Genomic DNA, 20,048 nt, shown 5'->3' on the forward strand with positions numbered 1-20,048 from the left:
ACACCACGGAGGACCCCCACCGGTGCGGTGGGGGTCCTCCGTGGTCAGGTGCTGCCGGGTGTCCCCGGGCCGGCTACTACCGGATGAGGCAGCGGTAGTAGTTGACGAGCTGCACCGCGTAGCGGATCCAGCCCCCGATGTTCCAGGCCTGGGTGGGCGGCTTGGGCTTCACGCAGGAGGGCTTCGGCGGCTGCGTCGTCGAGCTCTCGATGGTGACCGGCAGGGTCACCGTCGTGCCGCTCGGCGCCGCGGTCAGCACCAGCCGGCCCTGGCCGCTCAGCGTCGTCGGGATCCTGAGATTCACCGCGGCGCTGCCGTTCGAGACGGGGACCGAACCGAGCGGGGTGGTCGTCCCGCCGGCAGCCACGAAACTGGCCGCCAGTGTGGTGTTGGCGGGGCTCCCGAGGGAAGTGAGATCCAGTGTCGACACCGTGAAGGACACGTCCGTGCCGGCCTTGACGGTGGCCGGTGCGCCCTGCACCTGGACGCTGCGGCGATCGAAGGACGGCGACAGCGGGCTGTTGGCGCCGATGTAGTCGATCCACGCGTCGCGGTCCACCAGTCCGGAGTCACGGGTGTCGGTACCCTCGCGGAAGACCGTGAAGTTGTCGCCACCCTGTGCCAGGAAGCTGAAGGTGCCGATCCGGTACTCCTTGGCCGGGTCGAGGAACTCGCCGTCGATCAGGACGGAGGTGATCCGCGCACCCCGTTCCAGGGCGGGGTCGTAGGTGACGCTCACGTTGTCCGACAGGCCCAGCGCGAGGAACGACCGCGAGCTGCCCTCCGGCTGCCACTGCTGTTCCAACACCGCCTTGAACTGTGCACCGGTGAGCGTGGTGGTCCAGAGGTTGTTGACGAACGGCAGCACGGCATTGGCCTCGGCGAAGGTCACCACACCGTCGGGTGCGTAGTAGAGCTCGTTGCGGAGCCCGCCCGGATTGACGACGCCGATCTGCGCCCCTCCCCGCTCGGCGGAGGAGAGACTGGCCCGCAGTGAATCGGCCACGAGGTTGCCCAGCGTGGATTCAGAGCTGCGGTCGTCGCGGGCGGTCCCGGTGAAGGCGGTGGTGATGTCCGCCGTGACGGACCCGACGGGCTGCTCCCCGATGATCGCTGCCTCGGCCAGGGCCGCGTCGACGATTCCCTTCACCTCGGCCACCCGCGGGTAGGAGGCGACGAGTGCCGCATCCTCGGCTGCCGTCCGGGCGACGTTGCGCGCGGTGTACGAATCGACGTCGCCCGTCGCGGTGTCGACGGTCAGCGTGACCTGACCGACGAACTCGCCGTAGGACCCGGTCTGCAGGATGGGCCTGGTCTCACCTGCGGCACCCGGGACGGGACCGTCCCACGCGTACTGCTTGTGCGTGTGCCCGGTGAAGATCGCGTCCACCAGCGGCGAGGTCTCGGTGACGATCTCCGCGAAGGCACCGCCGGCGGCGATCTCCTCCTCGATGGTCGCGCCCTCGACCACGCCGTCGCCGGCGCCCTCGTGGAACTCGGCGACGATGACATCGGCGAGATCCTGCTCCTCGATCTCCGCGGCGACCCGGTTGACGGCCTCCACGGGATTGCCGAAGTCGACGTTCTCGATGCCGCCGGGGGTGACGAGCGTCGCCGTCTCCTCGGTGACCACACCGATCACGGCGACGTCGATCCCGCCGACCGTGATGATGCTGTACTCCTCGAGCAGCGGATCCTCCGTGCCCTTGGCGTAGACGTTCGCGCCGAGGTAGTCGTAGTCCGCCGAGTCGGTGACGCGACCGGTGAGATCGTCGATGCCCTTGTCGAACTCGTGATTGCCCGTGGCCGAGGCGCGCAGGTCGAGGGCGTTGAGCACGTCGATCGTCGGCTCGTCGTCCTGCAGGGAGGAGGCGAACAGGGAGGCCCCGATGTTGTCGCCGGCCGACAGGAAGGCGGTGTCACCCTCTCCGTACTCCGCACGCAACTGCTCCACGGTCCCCGCGAACCGCACCGTGTTCTTGTCGATCCGGCCGTGGAAATCGTTGATGTTCAGCAGATTGACCTCGGTGGTACCCGCACCGGAACCGGCGCCGAAGGCTGGATCCGTCCCCACGATCACGGGGTCGTGATCACTGGCACGGTAGGGATCGGCGGCGTAGTAGTCGGTGACGTTGCTGTTGTACCGGCTGTACTCGAGGGCCACCGATTCGGCGGAGTTGATGTTCCACGTGTCCACGCCGGTGACGGTGGCGTTCGCCGCGGGCGAGGCGAGGATGTGGTCGAGCGAGCCGCTCAGGCCCGAGAACACGTAGGAGAACGAGTCGTCCGGACCCTGGTTGACGTACCCCGCCTCGTAGAGGACCCGCATGGGATCCTCCTGCGTGTAGGAGTTGAAGTCGCCGGTGAGGAACACCCGGTCCGTCTTCGCCGTCGTCCGGGCCTCGTCCGCGAAGGCCACGAGAGCCTCTGCCTGGGCCACCCTGGCGGCGTTCCAGGCGCCCTGCCCGTCGCCGGAGTCGGCGTTCGGGCCGGAACTGGGCCCCGAGCCCTTGGACTTGAAGTGGTTCACGATCGCGAGGAAGACCTCGTCCTCGGAGCCGCCCACCGGCTTGAAGGCCTGCGCGAGGGGCTTGCGGGCGTTGGAGAACGCGACGTCGTCGTCGAGGATGACCGACTCCCCGACCGGTTCCGCGACGGCGGTGCGGTAGATCATGGCCGTACGGATGACGTCCTCGTCCGCAGGGAGCGCCGCGGGGGAGCGGACGTAGTCCCAGGTGCCCGGAGCCGCCTCGTTGAGCGCCTCCACGAGGGTCTTCAGGGCGAAGTCGCGGTCCTTGCCGAACGTGGCCGAGTTCTCGATCTCCATGAGGGTGACCACGTCGGCGTCGAGGGTGTTGATCGCGGAGACGATCTTCGCCTCCTGCCGCTCGAGATTCTCCTGGTCCGCCGCACCGCGGGCAGCGCAGCCCCGGTTGACGGTGATCGGGTTGCCGGCACGATCGGTGTTGTAGGTGCAGCCGGTGAGCTCCGCACCGGTGGTGGCGAAGTAGTTCAACACGTTGAACGAGGCGATCGACAGCGAGCCGCCCACCTCGGCGGGAGCGGCGGGCCGCTCTCCGGAGAAGCCGACCGGCTGGACCTCGCCGGGTGCTGCGCCGTCGAGCTCGGCCAGCGGCTGGAACTTCCACGAGTTGTTGCGGTAGTCCATGACCACCGGCGAGACGAAGTCGGCACTGTAGCCCACGCGGACCGGCTGGTCCGTGGTGAGGTAGGGCAGCACCCTGCCGCGGTTGGCGTTGCTGAGGAAGTTCGTGCTGGCGCCGTCGTCGAGCCTGATGCTCCTGGCGGCGTTGTCGGCGGCGACGGCGGCATTCTCGGGCGTGCCCGGTGCTGCGACGTCGGTGGGCTGCACCAGCACCGAGCTCCCGGAGGCGAGGGTCAGCTCGCCGTACTGGTTCAGCGAGTAGTTGTCGCTGACGGTGAAGTCCCCGGACGGCTCGAAGAGCATGCCCTCGACCGCCTCGCGGGCCTGCTCGGTGGCAGGCAGTGCGATCCCGGAGGCCTTCACCTCCTCGGCCGCTTCGGTGAGCTTCACGGTGCCGCCGGCGGCGACGGTGAGCTGGGTCAGACCGAAGAACTCTCCGGCCACCCCGGTCACCTCGACGAAGTCACCGACGGCGACCTCGCCCACGGTGGCCGGTGAGTAGACGAAGATCGCGTCGGACGCGCCCTGGTCGGCGGTCGCGGCCGAGCCGGCGGTCTGCAGGTAGAAGCCGTCGAACCCTCCGGTGGGGTAGGCGGCCGTCACCCTGCCGCGCGTGGTGACGTTCTGGCCGGCCAGCGGGGTCGCTGCCCCCGTGCCCTGGATGTCGCGGATGGGGACGACGGCGCCGGGAGCGGGAGGTGCCGTGGGCGTGGGTGTGGGCGTGGGTGTCGGTCCCGGGGGTGTCCCGGTTCCCTGGGCGTTCGTCGGTGTGGCGTCCTGGAGGGTGAAGTCCACGCTGTTGTCGTTGGTGTCCGAGAAGCCGGTGCGGGCGGAGGACCTCGGGTTGCCCGAGCCCGGCGCTGCCGCCGCGGCCCGCTCGAAGGACGTCGCGGCACCGTAGCCCAGGACGTCGACCGCCCCGGGGACGCCGGTGGTGTCGCCGGCGGGCAGGACACCGACGGTTCCGGCCTGGTTGGAGAGCACGACGACGCCGCCGCCGGCTCCGGGATTGAAGCCCGTGACGAGATCGGGTGTGGGCAGGGCCGTGCCGTTCGCGGCATTCGACGAGCCCTGGACGAGGAAGTATCCCTTGGCCGCGATGGTGCCCTTGAGGACGAACGGCGTCGGAGCCGTGGTGGTCGATCCCGGCGCCCGGTACTGCAGCGACCAGCCGTCGAGGCTGACCGGGGTATCGGTCGGGTTGTAGAGCTCCACGAACTTGTTGGTGAACGGTGTCCCCGCGGAGCCGCCCGTGACGAACACCTCGTTGATGACGACGCCGTCCGACGCGACGGCTGCCGTGACCGATGGTGTCTCGACCGCGTTGGCCGGCAGTGCGATCATCGGCGAGGCGATCAGCCCTACCGACAGCGCCGCACCCAGCGCTCCCCTCCATGACGAATTGATCATTCGTTCGACTTCTCCTTGACCATGGCCGCTGACAGCCGCGAGTAGATCCCGCCGACCCCGATGGGTGGGCGTCCTGGCATGAGCACCGTATGTGACGCAGGTGACATTCCATCCCCGGGAGAAGCAAACCAGATCATGGCCGGTAAAGCGACACCTCGGGGCCGGTGTCGGCGCAGGGAGCGCACGGGCGCGAGGCGGGGTCGGGGTGATACACAGGAGGAGGTCCCGCAGCGCGGAACCTCCTCAGGGGCGGAAGGTAAGGGATTCGAACCCTTGAGACGGGGTCACCGCCCACTGGTTTTCAAGACCAGCTCCTTCGGCCGCTCGGACAACCTTCCCGCGGTCAGTGTTTCACGGGGGATGGGGGACGCCCAAATACCTATGACTGGAGGATCGGACATGCGAGCAGTGGTGATCGAGGGGGCCGGCGGACCGGAGGTGCTCTCCGTCCAGGACGTCGCCGATCCCGTCCCGGAGACCGGCGAGGTGGTCATCGACGTCGTCGCGGCCGGGCTGAACCGGGCGGACGTGCAGCAGCGCAAGGGTCTGTACCCGCCCCCTCCCGGGGCGTCGACGATTCCGGGGCTGGAGGTCTCCGGGCGTATCTCCGACGCCAACGGCTCCTCCTTCCGGGAGGGGGACGCCGTCGTCGCCCTCCTGGCCGGTGGCGGGTACGCGCAGAAGGTCGCCGTCCCGGCGGGTCAGGTGGTGCCGGCGCCCGACGGCGTGGAGCTCGTCGAGGCCGCCGGACTGCCCGAGACGGCCGCCACCGTATGGTCCAATCTCGTGCTGCAGGCGGGCCTCTCCGAGGGTGAGGACGTCCTGATCCACGGGGCGTCCGGCGGGATCGGGGTGATGGCCATCCAGGTGAGCCTGGCCCTGGGCGCGGTACCGCACGTCACCGCGGGCTCCGGCGCGAAGCTCGACGTCGCCCGCTCGCTCGGGGTGGAAACCCTCATCAACTACCGCGAGCAGGACTTCGTGGAGCGTCTCTCGCAGGCGACCGGTGGCCGGGGCGCCGATGTGATACTCGACGTCGTCGGCGCCGAGTACCTCGCCCGCAACATCGAGGCCCTCGCCCCGGGTGGACGACTCGTGGTCATCGGGCTGCAGGGCGGCGCGCGGGCCGAACTCGATCTGTCCGCTCTCATGGGCAAGCGGGCGAGCGTCGCCGGGACCACGCTGAGATCCCGGCCCGTCGCCGAGAAGACCGCGATCATGGCTGCCGTCCACGGGAGCGTGTGGCCGTCGGTCGCCTCGGGAGTGGTGCGACCCTTCGTGGACCGCGTCTTCCCGCTCGACGAGGTGGCCGGCGCCCACACCTACTTCGACGCGGGCGAGCACACCGGCAAGATCCTCCTCGAGCTCTGAGACCCGTCTCTGCCGAGCTGCGGTGGACCGCCGGCTGTGGAAGGGTGGACGCACGACCGATGGGAAGGAAGACACCGTGGCAACCACAGAGCACCATCACGACCACGAGGAGAGCGGCCTCGAGCGGGCGGCGGACAACCTCACCGAGAATCTCGCGGACCAGGTCCCCGACGGCGTCGACAACGGACCGACGGACGACGCCGACGAGCCGGCCGACTCCCGCACCAGGGTGCACTCCAGCATCAGCGAGGGGATGAACGCGAACGACGACGAGCCCCCCGCCGTGCTCGACGAGGACCGGACCTAGGCCCCGCACATCCGACACCGCGGCGGCGGTCCCGCACCGCCGCCGCCCCTCCTGGCCGCCGCCGTTGGGCGCACGGAGGACCGCGTTCGGCGCAAGTCGTCGCTCGCCCGATCTTCCGTGTGACGCGTGCCTCACCACCTTGCTATCTTCTGATGCACCACTCGTTCGTACCCGAGGAGCATGATGAGCAAGAAGCGGAGCGGCTCCCACCCGTCGGAGAGCGTCCTCGTGACGGACCCGGATCTGCCACCGGTCGCCGTCGACCCGCAGCGGGCCGACGCGGAGGAGCGCCACTGGACGCCCCTGAAGATCGCCCTCTGGATCGGCATCGCCCTGCTCGGCGGCGTGGCCTGGACCATCCTCGCCGTCGTCCGCGGCGAGACGGTGAACGCCATCTGGTTCGTCTTCGCGGCCGTCTGCACCTATCTGATCGCCTACCGCTTCTACTCCAAGTTCATCGAGCGCAACCTGCTGATGCCCGACGACCGCCGGGCCACACCCGCGGAGTACAGGGCGGACGGCAAGGACTACGCGGCCACGGACCGGCGCGTGCTCTTCGGCCACCACTTCGCAGCCATCGCCGGTGCCGGCCCCCTGGTGGGCCCGGTCCTCGCCGCCCAGATGGGATACCTGCCCGGCACCGTGTGGATCATCGTCGGCGTCATCTTCGCCGGAGCCGTCCAGGACTACCTGGTGCTCTTCTTCTCCATGCGCCGCGGCGGGCGCTCGCTGGGGCAGATGGCCCGCGAGGAACTCGGCGTGATCGGCGGCACGGCAGCACTGATCGCGACCCTCACCATCATGATCATCATCGTCGCGATCCTCGCGCTCGTGGTCGTCAACGCCCTCGGCGAGAGCCCGTGGGGTGTCTTCTCCGTCTCCATGACCATCCCCATCGCCCTGTTCATGGGCGTGTACCTGCGCTACCTGCGCCCGGGCCGCGTCACCGAGGTCTCCCTGATCGGCTTCGCCCTCCTGCTGCTCGCGATCATCGGTGGCGGGTGGATCGCCGAGACGGCCTGGGGTACCGAGCTGTTCACGCTGGATCGCATCACGATCGCGTGGGGCATCATCGTCTACGGCTTCATCGCCGCCGTCCTGCCCGTCTGGCTCCTGCTCGCACCACGCGACTACCTGTCGACCTTCATGAAGATCGGCACCATCCTGATGCTCGCCGTCGCGATCATCATCACGCGCCCCGAGATCGACGTCCCCGCCGTCACCGAGTTCGCGAGCAGCGGCAAGGGCCCCGTGGTCGCCGGAACGCTCTTCCCCTTCCTCTTCGTGACCATCGCGTGCGGTGCCCTGTCCGGCTTCCACGCCCTGATCGCCTCGGGGACCACACCGAAGATGCTCGAGAAGGAACGCCAGAGCCGCTTCATCGGGTACGGCGGCATGCTCATGGAATCCTTCGTGGCCATCATGGCGCTCGTCGCGGCGCTGTCCATCGACCGCGGCATCTACTTCGCCATGAACTCCTCCGGAGCGGCCACCGGCGGCACCATCGAGGGCGCCGTCGCCTTCGTCAACGGTCTCGGCCTCACCGGCGTCAATCTCGCGCCGGACACCCTGAGCACCCTGGCGACCAATGTGGGTGAGGAGTCGATCGTCTCCCGGACCGGCGGCGCACCCACCCTGGCCGTCGGCATCGCCCAGATCATGCAGGGCGTCTTCGGCGGCGCCGGCATGATGGCCTTCTGGTACCACTTCGCCATCATGTTCGAGGCGCTGTTCATCCTCACGGCGGTCGACGCCGGGACCCGGGTTGCGCGGTTCATGCTCCAGGACAGCATCGGCAACTTCGTCCCCCGCTTCCGCGACACGTCGTGGCGCACGGGCGCCTGGATCTGCACGGCAGTCATGGTGGCCGGGTGGGGGGCCATCCTCATCATGGGTGTGACCGATCCCCTCGGCGGCATCAACACCCTGTTCCCGCTGTTCGGTATCGCCAACCAGCTGCTCGCCGCCATCGCGCTCGCGGTCTGCATGGCCATCTGCGCCAAGCGGGGTCTGTTCAGGGTCCTGTGGATCCCGGCCCTGCCGCTGGCCTTCGCCGCGGTGGTGACCATCACGGCGTCGTTCCTGAAGATCTTCTCCTCCGTCCCCGCCATCGGGTACTGGGCCCAGCACACGGCGTTCCGCGACGCCCTCGATGCGGGTGAGGAGAGTTTCGGCACGGCGCAGACCGTGGAGGCCATGGAGGCGGTGGTCCGCAACACCTTCATCCAGGGGACGCTGTCCATCGTCTTCGTGGTGCTGTCCATCATCGTGATCGCTGCGGCCGTCCTCGCGACCGTCAAGGCCTACCGGAACGGGGGAGGGGCCCGGACGGAGGATGCGCCCGTGGCCTCCCGCCTCTTCGCCCCGGCGGGCCTCATGGCAACCCCCGCCGAGAAGGAGCTTCAGAAGCAGTGGGCCGCCGTCGAGCCGGGCAAGCGACCGGCGAGGACGGGCCACTGATGACCGTGCCGGAGGTTCTGCACCGCGCCCGTGCCACGGCGCGTGAGCTGGCGTGGATCTTCAGGGGTGTGATGGGCGAGAATGCCTACCAGACCTATCTCGATCATCATGAGCGGACGCACGCCGAGGGCCGGCCCATGACGGAGCGCGAGTTCTGGCGTGACAAGACCGATCGCCAGGAGGCGAATCCGGAGGGCCGCTGCTGCTGTTAGGAGGGGAGCGACATGTCGGAGAAGTTCAGCATCGGTGACCACGTGACGTGGAATTCCGAGGCCGGCCACGTCTCGGGGACGGTGACGAGGATCCATACGGAGGACTTCGATTACAAGGGGCACACGCGCCGTGCATCGAAGGACGATCCGCAGTACGAGATCAAGAGCGACACGACAGACCACATCGCCGCTCACAAGGGCGGGGCTCTCCGGCGGGTCGACGAGTGAGTTCCGTCGTCGCACGGAGGGATGGGACCGGTGAGCTCGCCGGGACGGTCTGCGCGGTGCTCGGTGAGGTGGGTCCCGGGTCCGTGGTGACCTACGGCGACATCGCCCGTCGGATCGGGATCTCGCCGCGGCGAGCCGGCCGTGAGGTAGGCGGGGTACCCGACGAGGTGCCGTGGTGGCGGGTGGTGCGCGCGGACGGTCTGCCCGCGGCCTGCCGGGGCGGTCGTGCCGCAGAGCTCCTGAGAGCCGAAGGTGTACCGCTGCGCAACGGCCGCGTCGAGCTCGCGCGGGTGCGTCACACGTGGGCTGGTCCGCTGTCCGATACGCCGCAGGTCGTCCGAGCGGACGGGCAGGGGCTGGACTGAAGGGTCGAGGTGCAGTCGTCAGCCCGGTCGTCCACGGACGATTGTGGGATCATGGCGTCATGATCGAACCGCTTGCCGGCATCCTCGCACGCGGCCGGAACCCGTAGCGGTGGCGGCATTCTTCGCGGCAGCGAGGCAGGGGCGGAAGGACGACGCCGAGCTGGGCACCGGGGTGTGGCGACGTGCCCATGATCGCTTCCGCCGCGGGCTGGACCGCTATCACCAGATCCTCGAGGGCGTCGAGGACGACGCCCTGTACAACGAACTGGTGGTGATCGCCGATCAGCTGGGCGGACTGCTGCCCCGGGTCCGGGTGGTGTGCGTGAGCGCGCAGTCCTCCTCACCCAGCACGGGGCTCGACATCCCCGGCGCCCTGCTGCAGGTCCACCGGGCTCTCTCCCGCGCGGGGAACGCGGTTGCGACCACGGCCGAGGCCGCGGCCATGACACGGCTCGACGGCGAACGATGGGGTGTCGCCTCCGCCGGACTCGAGAATGTGCGACGTCGGGCCCGGCTGGTGCTGGACGACATCGAGGAGGCCGAGCGCGCGCTGTCCACCGCGTCCTGATCCTGGCCGGTCCGCGTCGGTCCCGTTGCCGGATGGCGAACGCTGGGTGAGGATGGGGGCAGCCCATCGCGCCGCCCGACCCCAGGAGGACCCATGACCACATCGTCATCAGCACGACCGGGGCGCTGGAGGTCCGTGCTGCCGCTCACCGCCGCGGCGCTCCTCGGCCTGGTGGGTTGCACCGCCCCGGGTACCGACGGTGATGCCGCGGCGTCCGCCTCGTCGGGTTCCTCCACCTCGCCCATGGCGGAACCGACCGGATCCGCCGGGACCGGGTCGCCGATCGCGCTCCCCACGGCAAGCCGGACACCGACGACGAGCCCGGCGCCCTCGGCCACCGCGACGTCCTCGGGCACGGCCGGGTCCTCGACGTCGGGTGGAGGGATCGCGGCGCCCGGCTCCGGCGCGGAGGACCTGATCCAGGCAGGGAGGACGGCGCTGGCCGCCGTCTCCGGCGGCACGCTCACCTCGATCGAGAGCGAGGCCGGTGGCGCGGCCTGGGAGGTGGACATCATCACGCAGGACGGTTCGGAGCAGGAGATGGAGCTCTCGGCCGACGGTACGGAGATCACGACGGGACCGACCCTGACGGATCAGGATGTGGAGGACAGGGACAAGAATCGTGCACGATTGCAGTCCGCCGAGCTCGATTACGAGGATGCCGTGGACAAGATCCTCACGGTCATCCCCGAGGGCCGCATCACGGAGCTCGAGCTGGACAGCAAGCAGGGTACGACGGTGTGGGAGGCGGACGTCCTCGATCCCGCCGACGTGAAGTACTCGGTCCAGCTGGATGCCGCGACCGGCACCGTCGTCGAGAACCAGGCGGATTCCGACGACTGACCCTGGCCGGTCCGCGTCGGTCCCGTTGCCGGATGGCGAACGCTGGTGAGGACGGGGGAGAAATAAACGGGGAGCACCGCTGGTTCCCGCCTGTATGACTACATCACCGATTCTCACGTTCAACGACGGCCACACCATCCCCCAGCTCGGGTACGGCGTGTGGCAGGTCGAGGACAACGTCGCCGAGGATGTCGTGGGCAAGGCCTTCAAGACCGGCTACCGCCACATCGACACCGCGAAGATCTACGGGAACGAGGGTGGCGTGGGCCGCGCCATCGCCTCCTCGGGTCTCAGCCATGACGACATGTTCATCACCACCAAGCTGTGGAACTCGGACCAGGGCTATGAGAGCACCCTCAAGGCGTTCGAGGAATCCATGGACCTCCTCGGACTCGAGACCCTCGATCTGTACCTGATCCACTGGCTGCAGCCCAAGCAGCACAAGTACCTGGACACCTGGAAGGCGCTCATCGAGCTGCAGAAGCAGGGTCGCGTCCGGAGCATCGGCGTCTCGAACTTCACCCTGGAGACCCTCAGCGAGATCATCCGGGAGACCGGTGTGGTCCCGGCGATCCACCAGGTGGAGACCCACCCCTACTTCAACCAGTCCGAACTCCGTGCGTTCGAGGCCGAGAAGGGCATCCTGCACGAGGCGTACTCGCCCATCGGGTCCGGCAAGGGACTGCTCGACGACGCCGTGCTGCAGGACATCGCCTCGAAGCGGAACGCCTCGCCCGCGCAGGTGGTGCTCGCCTGGCACCTCGCGCTCGGCAACGTGGTCATCCCGAAGTCCGTCACGGAATCGCGGATCGTCGAGAACTGGGAAGCCCTCGACGTGAAGCTCGAGGACGAGGACATCGAGGCCATCAACAACCTCGACAAGGGCGCCGAGGGGCGCATCGGCGCGGATCCGGCAACGTCCGACTTCGCCTGAGCAGACCCCTGGGGCCGCCGGTCTCGCACAGGAACTGACAGAACCGCCCGGTGGCCACCGGGCGGTTCTTCCGTCTGACCCTCAGGCCGCCTGCGCCAGAGCCGCCCGCAGCGGGTAGTCGCCACTCTCGAGGATCAGTTGGGCGCAGTGACCGGTGGCCGGATCGAGCACGATCGGGGCGGCCAGGTTCACCGTGGTGCCTCCGGCGCCGGGATTGGCGACCACGAACAGGTGTGCGTCCGGCACGTCCGGACCGAGCGCCTCGCGCTGGGCGTCGGAGAAGCGCGGACTGTAGTGGGGCACGTAGGTCGCTGCGTCGAGGAGGAACAGGCGTACCTCCGGCCGCTCGGCCGAGGCGAGGGTGAACAGGCCCTCGGCGCCGCTGACCTGTTCCAGGCGGAAGTCCTTGAAGGGCGCCAGCCCGGGAGGCGGCGTGAGGAAGGTGGCCCTCATCGCAGGAAATCCAGCAGGGAGGGCTGCAGCACGCGGGCCGAGACGGCGAGTGCGCTCTGGTAGGCCGTCTCCTGCATCTTGAGGTCGAGGATCACGGAGGCGAGATCCACCTCCTCCACCGCTGCGCGCCGCCCCTCGAGAGCCAGGGAGGCGTCGGCCACGCTCTCCTTCGCCGTCAGCAGGCGCGCGTGCCGCGCGCCGATCTCGCTGTGCTCGGTGGTCACCGCCTTGATGCGCTCCTGGAGGGCGGCGAGGTGCACGGAGACGTCCTTGCCGTCACGCAGGTCTGCCGCGATGCCGTCCAGCAGCGTGAACACGGACGCGCCGCCGCTGCCGAACACCGAGGCGCCGTCGGCGTCCACCCGGACGGTCTCGTCCGCGCCCAGCCGGCGTTCCACTGTCCCTCCGCCCGCGAAGGTCAGATCGGCCTTCAGCGCCTGGGCCGTATCGGCGTTACCGGCGAAGAGGAAGCGGCCGGAGTAGGTGGCATTGGCCTGCGTCACGAGTTCGCTGCGCAGGGAATCGATATTGTGCGCGAGCGCATCGCGGGCTGCGGGGTTGAGGGCCGAGTTCGACCCCTGCAGCGTCAGTTCGTTCGCCCGGTCGAGTGCCCGCTTCGTGGTCGTCATGACGCTGTCGAGCTGGGAGAGCCACCCTTCCCCGTTGGAGATGTTCCGGGCGTACTGTTCGTTCGCCCGCAGCTCTCCCCGGACCCGCAGTGATTCGGCGGCTGCCGCAGGGTCGTCCGACGGGCGGTTGATGGCACGCTGGCTGGAGGCCTTGTCCTGGAGTTCGGCGAGGCGGGCGAGATTCGTCTGCAGGGAGCGCTGCGCTCCGTACTGCATGGTCTGCTGGGTGACGCGAGTGATCATGATGGCCTTCCGCTACCGTCCGACGATTCCCATGCGATTGATGAGGACATCGAGCATCTCGTCGATGGCGGTCATCACGCGCGCGGCGCCCTGATAGGCGTGCTGATATTCGAGCAGCTTGACCTGCTCCTCGTCCATGCTGACAGAGGTGGCGCCGAGCTGCTGGCGGAGGGCGGAGGTCGCGGAGACCTCGGCGAGGGCATTGCCCTGCAGCTCCGAGCGTGCAGCGGCACCGAGACCCGTGACGAAGCCGTTCCACTCGGCGTCGGGTGAGTCGGAGCCCGAGCCGATCCTGCTGATCGCATCCGCCATGGATCCGTCGTAGGCGCTGGCCCCGGCCGCTCTCGCCGCGAGCTCCGTGGGTCTCGTCGGTACGACCGTCAGCGACGCGGCGGGCCGAGTCCCGTCGAGGGCGAAGAACGGGCCCTGGCCGGCTTCGGCGTACCCGGCGTTGACCTTGTCGGCGAGGGAGCGGGCGAAGTCGTCGTAGCCCCTGGCGGCCTCGGCGAGGACGCCGCCGTCGTCGGCGGGAGCCAGCAGGGAGAGCGTCGCCGCGATCTCTCCGCTCTCGATCCCGGCCGGGACGCCCGGACGGTGGGTCCACTCGACGCCGACGCCGCCGTTGGCTGCGAGCTGCCGGGGTCCGGTGACCTGGAGGGCCTTGGACGTGGTGCCGGAGACCAGGGGATTGCCCGCCAGGAGGACGTCGGCCGTACCATCGGCGTTGTCGCGGACCGTGGCACCGGTCAGGCCGGCGAGATTCGCCGTGAGCTGGGTCCTGCGGTCGACGAGCTCGTTGGGGGACGTCCCGGAGGTGACGGCGGAGCGGATCTGCCGGTTCAGCTCGGCCACCTGGGACGCGGCCTCGTTGACCTCGGTCACGAGACCCTCGGCCGATGACCTTGCCGCGGCCCACTGCGCTTCGATCTCGCGGTGGCCGGAGGCGATGCGTGAGGTGAGCTGTCCTGCGACGGAGAGCAGGGACGACGCCGGGGCGGACTTGTCCGGGTTGATGGACAGGTCCTGCCACCCCGCCCAGAAGTCCTGGAGCGACGCCGAGATGCCGTTCCTACCCGGCTCCCGGAGGGTGTCCTCGAGTGCGGAGAAGGCCTGGGCGCGCACCGCGGTGTAGCCGGCGGCCCCGGCCGTGGTGCGCACGCGTGCTTCGAGATGGGCGTCGCCGAGCCGCGCGATGCCCTGCGTCAGCACACCTTCGCCCACGCGGGCGCCCGTCGCGAACATGGAGGGTCGGGCAGGGGCTGCCGAGGAGGTCTCGAGGCGTTGCCGGGTGTATCCCTGGGTGGTGGCGTTGGCGATGTTCTGCCCGGTCACGTCGAGGCCCGCGCGTGCCGCGGCGAGACCGGAATAGGCTGTGGAGATTCCGCTGAAAGTGCTCATGGTCCGGCTACAGATCCTTGTTGAGGAGGGTCGGATGGCCGCTGCCCAGGGCGGAGGCGCCGTCGGCCGCGTAGGTGCCGGGACCGGTGCCGATCCCCGCCAGGGTCTCCTGGGTGGAGCGGCTGGCCGCCTTGAGGAAGTGCTGGTTGCTGTCGCGCAGTGCGACGATCTGCGCCACGAGCGCCGTCATGGCCTGGAGGTGGGCGGTGAGCAGTTCCCCCCAGGGCCCTGCGGGTGCCGAGAGCGCCAGCTCGCGCAGGGTGGCGCCGTCGTCGATCCCCCAGTCCGTGGCGACGGCCGAGCCGTGCACGGCGCGGGCGAGGCCGGTGTCGCGGAGGCGCTGGAGGACCTGCTCCACCTCGCTGGTGGCATGGTGCAGCCAGCGGCTGTTGCCGGAGGTCAGCAGGAGCTGTTCTTCCTCGAGCTTGAAGACGAGGAGTTCCAGAAGTTGGCGCTCCTGCCAGAGCAGGGTGGACAGGTCCTGGGCGCTCACGGTGCCACCTCCTCTCCGGGGTTGTGAACGGGTGGATTCGTCGGAACTATCGGCACCGCCCGTCGCGCTGTAAGTGGTGCCTGCGAGCAGCCCCCGCTCGACGTCGACATCCCGCTCAGCAGGCAATGGCCTGCAGCCGTTTACTGTCTTCAGGACAGTAAACGCGGTAGACTGATGGTTCGACGACAGGGAGTGGACATGAGTTCCGATGCGACGACGGCACCGCCGGACGTTGTGGCGCCCGACGTCGGAGCGCCGCTCGGGTACCGCTCGGCGGGCCTCGCGGCGATGCTCGAGGTCTTCGCCCTGTGGGGATCCAGCGACTTCATCACCACCCTCACCGACGATGCCGCTCCCGGGATGGATGCCGGCTCCGTCACGGCGCTGACGCTGCTCGGCAGACATGGCGCACTGCGTCCCTCGGCGCTCGCCCGGAAGCTCCGCATGGGAGCCTCCAACGTCAGCAAGATCATGCGCCGTCTGGGTCAGGACAACCTGATCGAGCGGAGTGCCGACGCCGCTGACGGCCGCGCCGGGCTTCTCCGCCTGACAGATCGGGGCCAGGGGGTCGTGGCGGGACTCGTCGACGCCGGCGATCGGATGATGCACGCCATCCAGGCCGAGTGGACCCAGGCCGAACGCGACACCTTCGCCCAGCTGCTCACCAGATTCCACACCGATGCCCTGCGCTTCGGCGCGGCGCAGAACACCTAGGAGACACATCATGACCCGCACCTACGTAGTCACCGGAGCCGGCTCCGGCATCGGCGAAGCCACCACCATCCGCCTGCGCGAGGACGGGCACCGCGTGATCGGCGTCGATCTCCGCGGAGCGGACATCACCGCCGATCTGAGTACCGAGGAGGGCCGCGCCGGGATGGCCAGGGAAGTCGCACGGCTCAGCGACGGGTCCATCGACGCCGTCCTCGCCGTGGCCGGGATGAACGCACCCATCCCGGCGACGGTCCTGGTGAACTACTTCGGGGCAGTCGCCACCCTGGAGTCCCTCCAGCCCCTGATGAAGGGCTCGGATGCACCACGGGCAGCGGCGGTCGCCTCGATGGCCTCCCTGCAGCCCCACGACACCGCCCTGCTCGAGGCCTGCCTCGGCGGGGACGAGGCCGCAGCACTGGCGCGGGCGCAGGAACTGGCCGACGACGGCAACGGGTACCAGATCTACTCCACCAGCAAGCAGGCACTCGCCCGCTGGATCCGGCTGAACGCCCCGACCGAGTCGTGGGCCGGGGCGGACATCCCCCTGAACGCGATCGCGCCGGCGGTGGTCCTCACCCCCATGACGGCGGAGCTCGTCAGCACCGAGGCCGGCCGCGCACAGCTCGACAAGCAGGTGCCCATGCCCCTCAACGGGCCCTTCCCTCCCGAGACGGCGGCGGCGTTGCTCACCTGGCTCACCGGCGAGGAGAACACGCACCTCTGCGGGCAGGTCATCTTCCTCGACGGTGGCTACGACGCCGTGACGCGCCGGGACAGCACCTGGTGATCCTGACCCGGGACGGCCTGCTCAGGCGGGCTGCCCCGGCACACCGGTGCTGATCGCGGAGGCCGCGGTCCGCGTACGGTTCAGGGCAAGTCCGGTTGCAGGTCCGGGTGCAGAGGCGCGACGGCCACGAGTGCGTCGGGGGTGCGGGCGGCGGTGAGCCAGGGAACGACGGCGACGGCGGGCAGCGGCCGGGTGAAGTGGAAGCCCTGCGCGAGATCGCAGCCCATCGCCCGCAGCTCCAGTCGGGTCTCCTCGTTGTCCACGCCCTCGGCGACCACGCGCAGATCCAGGCTGTGGGCCAGTTCCACGATCGAGGACACCAGGCCGAGGGCACGACGGTCGGTGCGCATGTCGGTGATGAAGGAGCGATCGAGCTTGAGTTCGTCGGCCGGGAGATCCCGCAGGTGGGCCAGCGAGCTGTACCCGGTGCCGAAGTCGTCCACGGAGATCTGGATGCCCGCGGTGCGGAGCTGCTGGAGGATGCCGGAGGTGTAGGCCGGGCTGCTCATCAGCATGCCCTCGGTGATCTCGAGCATCAGGCACTCGGGCGGCAGGGTGTGCCGCTCGAGGAGTGCCCGGATCTGGCGGGGGAGGCTCTCCTGGATGCCGGATCCGGACAGATTCACCGCGACGCTGATCTCGTGGCCCTCGGCCCGCCACTGCGAGACGCGCGCCACCGCCCGCTTGAGTACGAGCGTGGAGAGGTCGGGCATCAGCCCGGACTCCTCGGCCAGGGGCAGGAACGACACGGGCGGCAGTTGTCCGAGCACCGGGTGGTTCCACCGGAGCAGGGCCTCCACACTCGTGACGCGGCCGTCGGCGAGGTGCACCTTGGGCTGGTAGTGCAGTTCGAACTGCTCCTCCACGAGGGCGGTGCGGAGATCGCGCAGCAGCTCGAGCTTCTGCGCGCCGCCGTCGTCGTCCTCCGCGCTGTAGAGGTGGTGGCCGCTGCGGGTGGATTTGGCGCGGAACATGGAGATGTCGGCCTTGCGCATCAGCAGCGTGATGTCGGTCCCGTTCTCCGGCGTGCGGGCTATGCCGATGCTCACGCTGAGCTTCAGGGAAGCCGTGCCGATCTCGATCGGGTCCTCGAGGGAGGCTTCCAGCCGGAGCGCCAGTGAGATGGCCTCCTTCCGGGTTGCACCGTCGAGGAACACGGCGAACTCGTCACCGCCCAGGCGCGCGAGCAGGTCCCCGCTTCTCAGCTGGGCGGCGAACCGCTCACTGACCCGCACCAGCAGGGCATCCCCGACGGTGTGCCCCAGGGCGTCGTTGACGTCCTTGAAGCGGTCGAGGTCGAGGAAGAGGAGGGCGCCGGGGCGGCCGGCCCGCAGGCGCCCGGTCAGTTCCGTGACGAGGCCCCGGCGGTTCGGCAGATCCGTCAGTTCGTCCGTGGATGCGAGGACCATGAGCATCCGGTTCCGGAAAACCAGGGGTACCGCTGCGAGCAGGAGGCTCAGGGCTGCGAGGATCTGGGCGAGGAGCGGGATGGTCAGCTGGCAGCCGATGACCAGCACGGCGAGTGCCGACGTCGTGGAGACCATGAGGGTGGTCAGGGCCGGCCGGCGGCGGTCCTGCTGCGCCGACGCCGGATCGGCCGCCGCGACGCCGTCGATCCACGCGGCGATCCCGGTGATCCCCAGGACCCATCCGGCGTCGACGATCGAGCCGACCACATAGGCCTCCCTGTCCAGCGCGAAGGCGATGTCCCCGGCGCAGAACAGGATCAGTCCGGCGACCAGCAGGGGCCAGCGTGGCCCCAGATCGAGCCCCCGGGAGGCGAGCAGTCCGCCGATGGCCGTGATCAGCAGCAGATCGAGGAGCGGATAGACCACCGTGGTGACCAGGCCGAAGGTGGTGCCGCCGGCTTCCCCCGCCTGCAGGACGGGCGCGAGGATCAACGCCATGACCGCTGCCGCAGCGAGTGCTCCCACCATGCTGTCCACCAGCACCGGCCAGGCGACACCCTTGAGCTTGCGGATGGTCAAGGCGAGGGCGCCGAGCATCAGCGGGTAGAAGGTGGCATGTGCCCCGTCGGCCACGGACAGGACGCCGAGGGAACGCTGTCCGTCCAGCAGCACCAGGTAGGCGATGTCGCCGGCGGTGTAGACCACGATGGCGACGGTCCCGAGGACCACCTGCCACTGGGTCAGCCGCGTCCGGGCAACGGCCCGGAGGCACACGGCGACGGCGACCAGCTCGGTGAGGACTCCCAGCCAGGCGCCGCGCAGGTCCGGGCTGTCCGGATCGCCGATCAGGAGGACCACCCCGGAGACCAGCGCCACGACGCCCAGCGCGATCACCAGACCGGGGGAGACCCCGGCGCGGCCGGCGTCGTCCCGACCGGCTCCACGGGCACCAGCACCCACCATGCACTCCCTCGTCCACAGGATCAGGAATCTGATCACGACAGGATGAGCATAGGGCCATGCCCGGCTACCGGGGCCCCGGACGCCCCACTGCGCCCCAACCCACGGCGAAAACTTGGCCGAGCCTGCGTGTGGCGGTCCTGGAGAAAAATACTTCCACCGATTCCTAACACGCCTCGGGGTGCGGACCGATAGCTCCTGGTGCTGGCCCATGGACGGGCCGGCGCAAGCAACCCTTTCACGGAGGAATACATCATGGGTTTCCAGATCAACACCAACACCGCAGCGAACACCGCGTACCGCAACCTCTCCAACACCCAGAACGACGTCTCGAAGTCGCTGGAGAAGCTCTCCAGCGGCCTGCGCATCAACCGGGCAGCCGACGACGCCGCCGGCCTGGCCATCTCCGAGGGCCTGCGCTCGCAGATCGGCGGACTGGGAGTTGCAGCCCGCAACGCCCAGGACGGCATCAGCGTGGTGCAGACCGCTGAAGGTTCGCTGACCGAGGTCCACAGCATCCTGCAGCGAGTCCGTGACCTGGCAGTCCAGTCGGGTAACGACTCGAACAACGCGGAGGCGCGCACGGCTATCCAGACCGAGGTCACGGCTCTCGGCGAGGAGCTCTCGAGGATCGCTACGTCGACCAACTTCAACGGGACGGATCTGCTGAGCGCGGGAGCGGCCGACCTGACCTTCCAGATCGGTGCAGGCTCCACCGCCGCGAACGACCAGATCACGGTCGCGGCTACCGACATCGAGGCAGTGGCGGCTGCGGTGGCGGCTCTCACGTTCACCAGTGCGGCCGATGCACTCACCTCGATCGCCGCAATCGATACGCAGATCCAGGACGTCTCCGAGGCACGCTCCAAGCTCGGCGCCGTGCAGAACCGCTTCGAGTCCGCGATCAACAGCATCAACGTCTCGCAGGAGAACCTCTCGGCGGCCAAGTCCCGCATCTCGGACACCGACATGGCGAAGGAGATGGCGGACTTCACCCGCTCGAACATCCTCTCGCAGGCCGGTACCGCGATGCTCGCGCAGGCCAACCAGATGAACCAGGGTGTCCTTCAGCTCCTCCGCTAGACGGTGGGTATGTAG

18 protein-coding genes and 1 tRNA gene are annotated in these 20,048 nt (G+C 69.2%); 12 read left to right on the forward strand and 7 right to left on the reverse strand.

Annotated features, from left to right (window positions below; all coding sequences use genetic code 11):
* Positions 1–76: 76 nt before the first annotated feature.
* Together Q0747_RS12105 and Q0747_RS12110 are read right to left on the reverse strand one after the other, a co-directional pair.
* Positions 77–4,576, reverse strand: a complete 4,500-nt coding sequence (locus Q0747_RS12105) for an ExeM/NucH family extracellular endonuclease (RefSeq protein WP_298254971.1) — start codon at positions 4,574–4,576, stop codon at positions 77–79.
* 250 nt (positions 4,577–4,826) lie between these two features.
* Positions 4,827–4,914, reverse strand: a tRNA-Ser gene (locus Q0747_RS12110).
* Positions 4,915–4,975: 61 nt separating this feature from the next.
* Between Q0747_RS12110 and Q0747_RS12115 the strand changes: the two genes are divergently transcribed.
* The 9 genes from Q0747_RS12115 (at position 4,976) to Q0747_RS12155 (ending at position 11,864) form a co-directional block, all read left to right on the forward strand.
* The gene (locus Q0747_RS12115; protein ID WP_298254973.1) at positions 4,976–5,947 is read left to right on the forward strand and encodes an NAD(P)H-quinone oxidoreductase; all 972 of its coding nucleotides are present in this window, start codon (positions 4,976–4,978) and stop codon (positions 5,945–5,947) included.
* A 76-nt stretch (positions 5,948–6,023) separates the two neighbouring features.
* Entirely contained in the window at positions 6,024–6,254 is a 231-nt protein-coding gene (locus Q0747_RS12120; protein WP_298254976.1) for a hypothetical protein, read from the forward strand.
* 183 nt (positions 6,255–6,437) lie between these two features.
* Positions 6,438–8,714, forward strand: a complete 2,277-nt coding sequence (locus tag Q0747_RS12125) for a carbon starvation CstA family protein (protein ID WP_298254978.1) — start codon at positions 6,438–6,440, stop codon at positions 8,712–8,714.
* Entirely contained in the window at positions 8,714–8,926 is a 213-nt protein-coding gene (locus tag Q0747_RS12130) for a YbdD/YjiX family protein (RefSeq protein ID WP_298254979.1), read from the forward strand. The genes Q0747_RS12125 and Q0747_RS12130 overlap by 1 nt, the downstream gene beginning before the upstream one ends.
* A gap of 12 nt (positions 8,927–8,938) precedes the next feature.
* Positions 8,939–9,154 (forward strand): DUF2945 domain-containing protein, encoded by a 216-nt coding sequence (locus Q0747_RS12135; RefSeq protein ID WP_298254981.1) that lies wholly within the window; start codon positions 8,939–8,941, stop codon positions 9,152–9,154.
* Positions 9,151–9,519 (forward strand): MGMT family protein, encoded by a 369-nt coding sequence (locus Q0747_RS12140; protein ID WP_298254983.1) that lies wholly within the window; start codon positions 9,151–9,153, stop codon positions 9,517–9,519. The genes Q0747_RS12135 and Q0747_RS12140 overlap by 4 nt, the downstream gene beginning before the upstream one ends.
* A 109-nt stretch (positions 9,520–9,628) precedes the next feature.
* Complete coding sequence (locus Q0747_RS12145; protein ID WP_298254985.1) at positions 9,629–10,087, forward strand: hypothetical protein; 459 nt, start codon at positions 9,629–9,631, stop codon at positions 10,085–10,087.
* 93 nt (positions 10,088–10,180) lie between these two features.
* Entirely contained in the window at positions 10,181–10,930 is a 750-nt protein-coding gene (locus Q0747_RS12150; protein WP_298254987.1) for a PepSY domain-containing protein, read from the forward strand.
* A gap of 94 nt (positions 10,931–11,024) precedes the next feature.
* On the forward strand, positions 11,025–11,864 hold the full coding sequence (locus Q0747_RS12155) for an aldo/keto reductase (protein ID WP_298254989.1): 840 nt from the start codon (positions 11,025–11,027) through the stop codon (positions 11,862–11,864).
* 81 nt (positions 11,865–11,945) lie between these two features.
* On the opposite strand, the gene Q0747_RS12160 is transcribed toward Q0747_RS12155, so the two are convergent.
* From Q0747_RS12160 to Q0747_RS12175, 4 genes are read right to left on the reverse strand one after another with little or no spacing between them, the layout of a single operon-like run.
* Positions 11,946–12,317: a flagellar assembly protein FliW gene (locus tag Q0747_RS12160; RefSeq protein ID WP_298254990.1), complete on the reverse strand. Its 372-nt coding sequence runs from the start codon at positions 12,315–12,317 to the stop codon at positions 11,946–11,948.
* Positions 12,314–13,189 carry a flagellar hook-associated protein FlgL gene (flgL, locus tag Q0747_RS12165; protein WP_298254992.1) on the reverse strand — a complete coding sequence of 292 codons (876 nt, stop codon included), beginning with the start codon at positions 13,187–13,189 and terminating at the stop codon, positions 12,314–12,316. The genes Q0747_RS12160 and flgL overlap by 4 nt, the downstream gene beginning before the upstream one ends.
* A 12-nt stretch (positions 13,190–13,201) precedes the next feature.
* Positions 13,202–14,587 (reverse strand): flagellar hook-associated protein FlgK, encoded by a 1,386-nt coding sequence (gene flgK / locus Q0747_RS12170; RefSeq protein ID WP_298254994.1) that lies wholly within the window; start codon positions 14,585–14,587, stop codon positions 13,202–13,204.
* 7 nt (positions 14,588–14,594) lie between these two features.
* Positions 14,595–15,080: a flagellar protein FlgN gene (locus Q0747_RS12175; protein ID WP_298254996.1), complete on the reverse strand. Its 486-nt coding sequence runs from the start codon at positions 15,078–15,080 to the stop codon at positions 14,595–14,597.
* 198 nt (positions 15,081–15,278) lie between these two features.
* Here Q0747_RS12175 and Q0747_RS12180 point away from each other — a divergent pair, with 198 nt between their 5' ends.
* Both Q0747_RS12180 and Q0747_RS12185 read left to right on the forward strand, forming a co-directional pair.
* Positions 15,279–15,794 carry a MarR family transcriptional regulator gene (locus Q0747_RS12180; protein ID WP_298254998.1) on the forward strand — a complete coding sequence of 172 codons (516 nt, stop codon included), beginning with the start codon at positions 15,279–15,281 and terminating at the stop codon, positions 15,792–15,794.
* Positions 15,795–15,804: 10 nt separating this feature from the next.
* Positions 15,805–16,581, forward strand: a complete 777-nt coding sequence (locus Q0747_RS12185) for an SDR family oxidoreductase (RefSeq protein ID WP_298255000.1) — start codon at positions 15,805–15,807, stop codon at positions 16,579–16,581.
* Positions 16,582–16,661: 80 nt separating this feature from the next.
* Here Q0747_RS12185 and Q0747_RS12190 read toward each other — a convergent pair whose 3' ends face one another.
* Positions 16,662–18,989 (reverse strand): bifunctional diguanylate cyclase/phosphodiesterase, encoded by a 2,328-nt coding sequence (locus Q0747_RS12190; RefSeq protein WP_298255002.1) that lies wholly within the window; start codon positions 18,987–18,989, stop codon positions 16,662–16,664.
* Positions 18,990–19,205: 216 nt separating this feature from the next.
* Between Q0747_RS12190 and Q0747_RS12195 the strand changes: the two genes are divergently transcribed.
* On the forward strand, positions 19,206–20,033 hold the full coding sequence (locus Q0747_RS12195) for a flagellin (protein ID WP_298255004.1): 828 nt from the start codon (positions 19,206–19,208) through the stop codon (positions 20,031–20,033).
* Positions 20,034–20,048 lie beyond the last annotated feature (15 nt).

Source organism: uncultured Arthrobacter sp., assembly GCF_947493765.1.
GTDB lineage: Bacteria > Actinomycetota > Actinomycetes > Actinomycetales > Micrococcaceae > Arthrobacter_D.

What these genes read in the sequence shown, in the direction of transcription:
- Q0747_RS12185 (WP_298255000.1), top strand. Translation starts at nt 15,805, where the DNA reads ATGACCCGCACCTACGTAGTCACCGGAGCCGGCTCCGGCATCGGCGAA.
- Q0747_RS12125 (WP_298254978.1), top strand. Translation starts at nt 6,438, where the DNA reads ATGAGCAAGAAGCGGAGCGGCTCCCACCCGTCGGAGAGCGTCCTCGTG.
- Q0747_RS12195 (WP_298255004.1), top strand. Translation starts at nt 19,206, where the DNA reads ATGGGTTTCCAGATCAACACCAACACCGCAGCGAACACCGCGTACCGC.
- Q0747_RS12180 (WP_298254998.1), top strand. Translation starts at nt 15,279, where the DNA reads ATGAGTTCCGATGCGACGACGGCACCGCCGGACGTTGTGGCGCCCGAC.
- Q0747_RS12130 (WP_298254979.1), top strand. Translation starts at nt 8,714, where the DNA reads ATGACCGTGCCGGAGGTTCTGCACCGCGCCCGTGCCACGGCGCGTGAG.
- Q0747_RS12115 (WP_298254973.1), top strand. Translation starts at nt 4,976, where the DNA reads ATGCGAGCAGTGGTGATCGAGGGGGCCGGCGGACCGGAGGTGCTCTCC.
- flgK (WP_298254994.1), bottom strand. Translation starts at nt 14,587, where the DNA reads ATGAGCACTTTCAGCGGAATCTCCACAGCCTATTCCGGTCTCGCCGCG.
- Q0747_RS12160 (WP_298254990.1), bottom strand. Translation starts at nt 12,317, where the DNA reads ATGAGGGCCACCTTCCTCACGCCGCCTCCCGGGCTGGCGCCCTTCAAG.
- flgL (WP_298254992.1), bottom strand. Translation starts at nt 13,189, where the DNA reads ATGATCACTCGCGTCACCCAGCAGACCATGCAGTACGGAGCGCAGCGC.
- Q0747_RS12150 (WP_298254987.1), top strand. Translation starts at nt 10,181, where the DNA reads ATGACCACATCGTCATCAGCACGACCGGGGCGCTGGAGGTCCGTGCTG.
- Q0747_RS12155 (WP_298254989.1), top strand. Translation starts at nt 11,025, where the DNA reads ATGACTACATCACCGATTCTCACGTTCAACGACGGCCACACCATCCCC.
- Q0747_RS12105 (WP_298254971.1), bottom strand. Translation starts at nt 4,576, where the DNA reads ATGATCAATTCGTCATGGAGGGGAGCGCTGGGTGCGGCGCTGTCGGTA.
- Q0747_RS12135 (WP_298254981.1), top strand. Translation starts at nt 8,939, where the DNA reads ATGTCGGAGAAGTTCAGCATCGGTGACCACGTGACGTGGAATTCCGAG.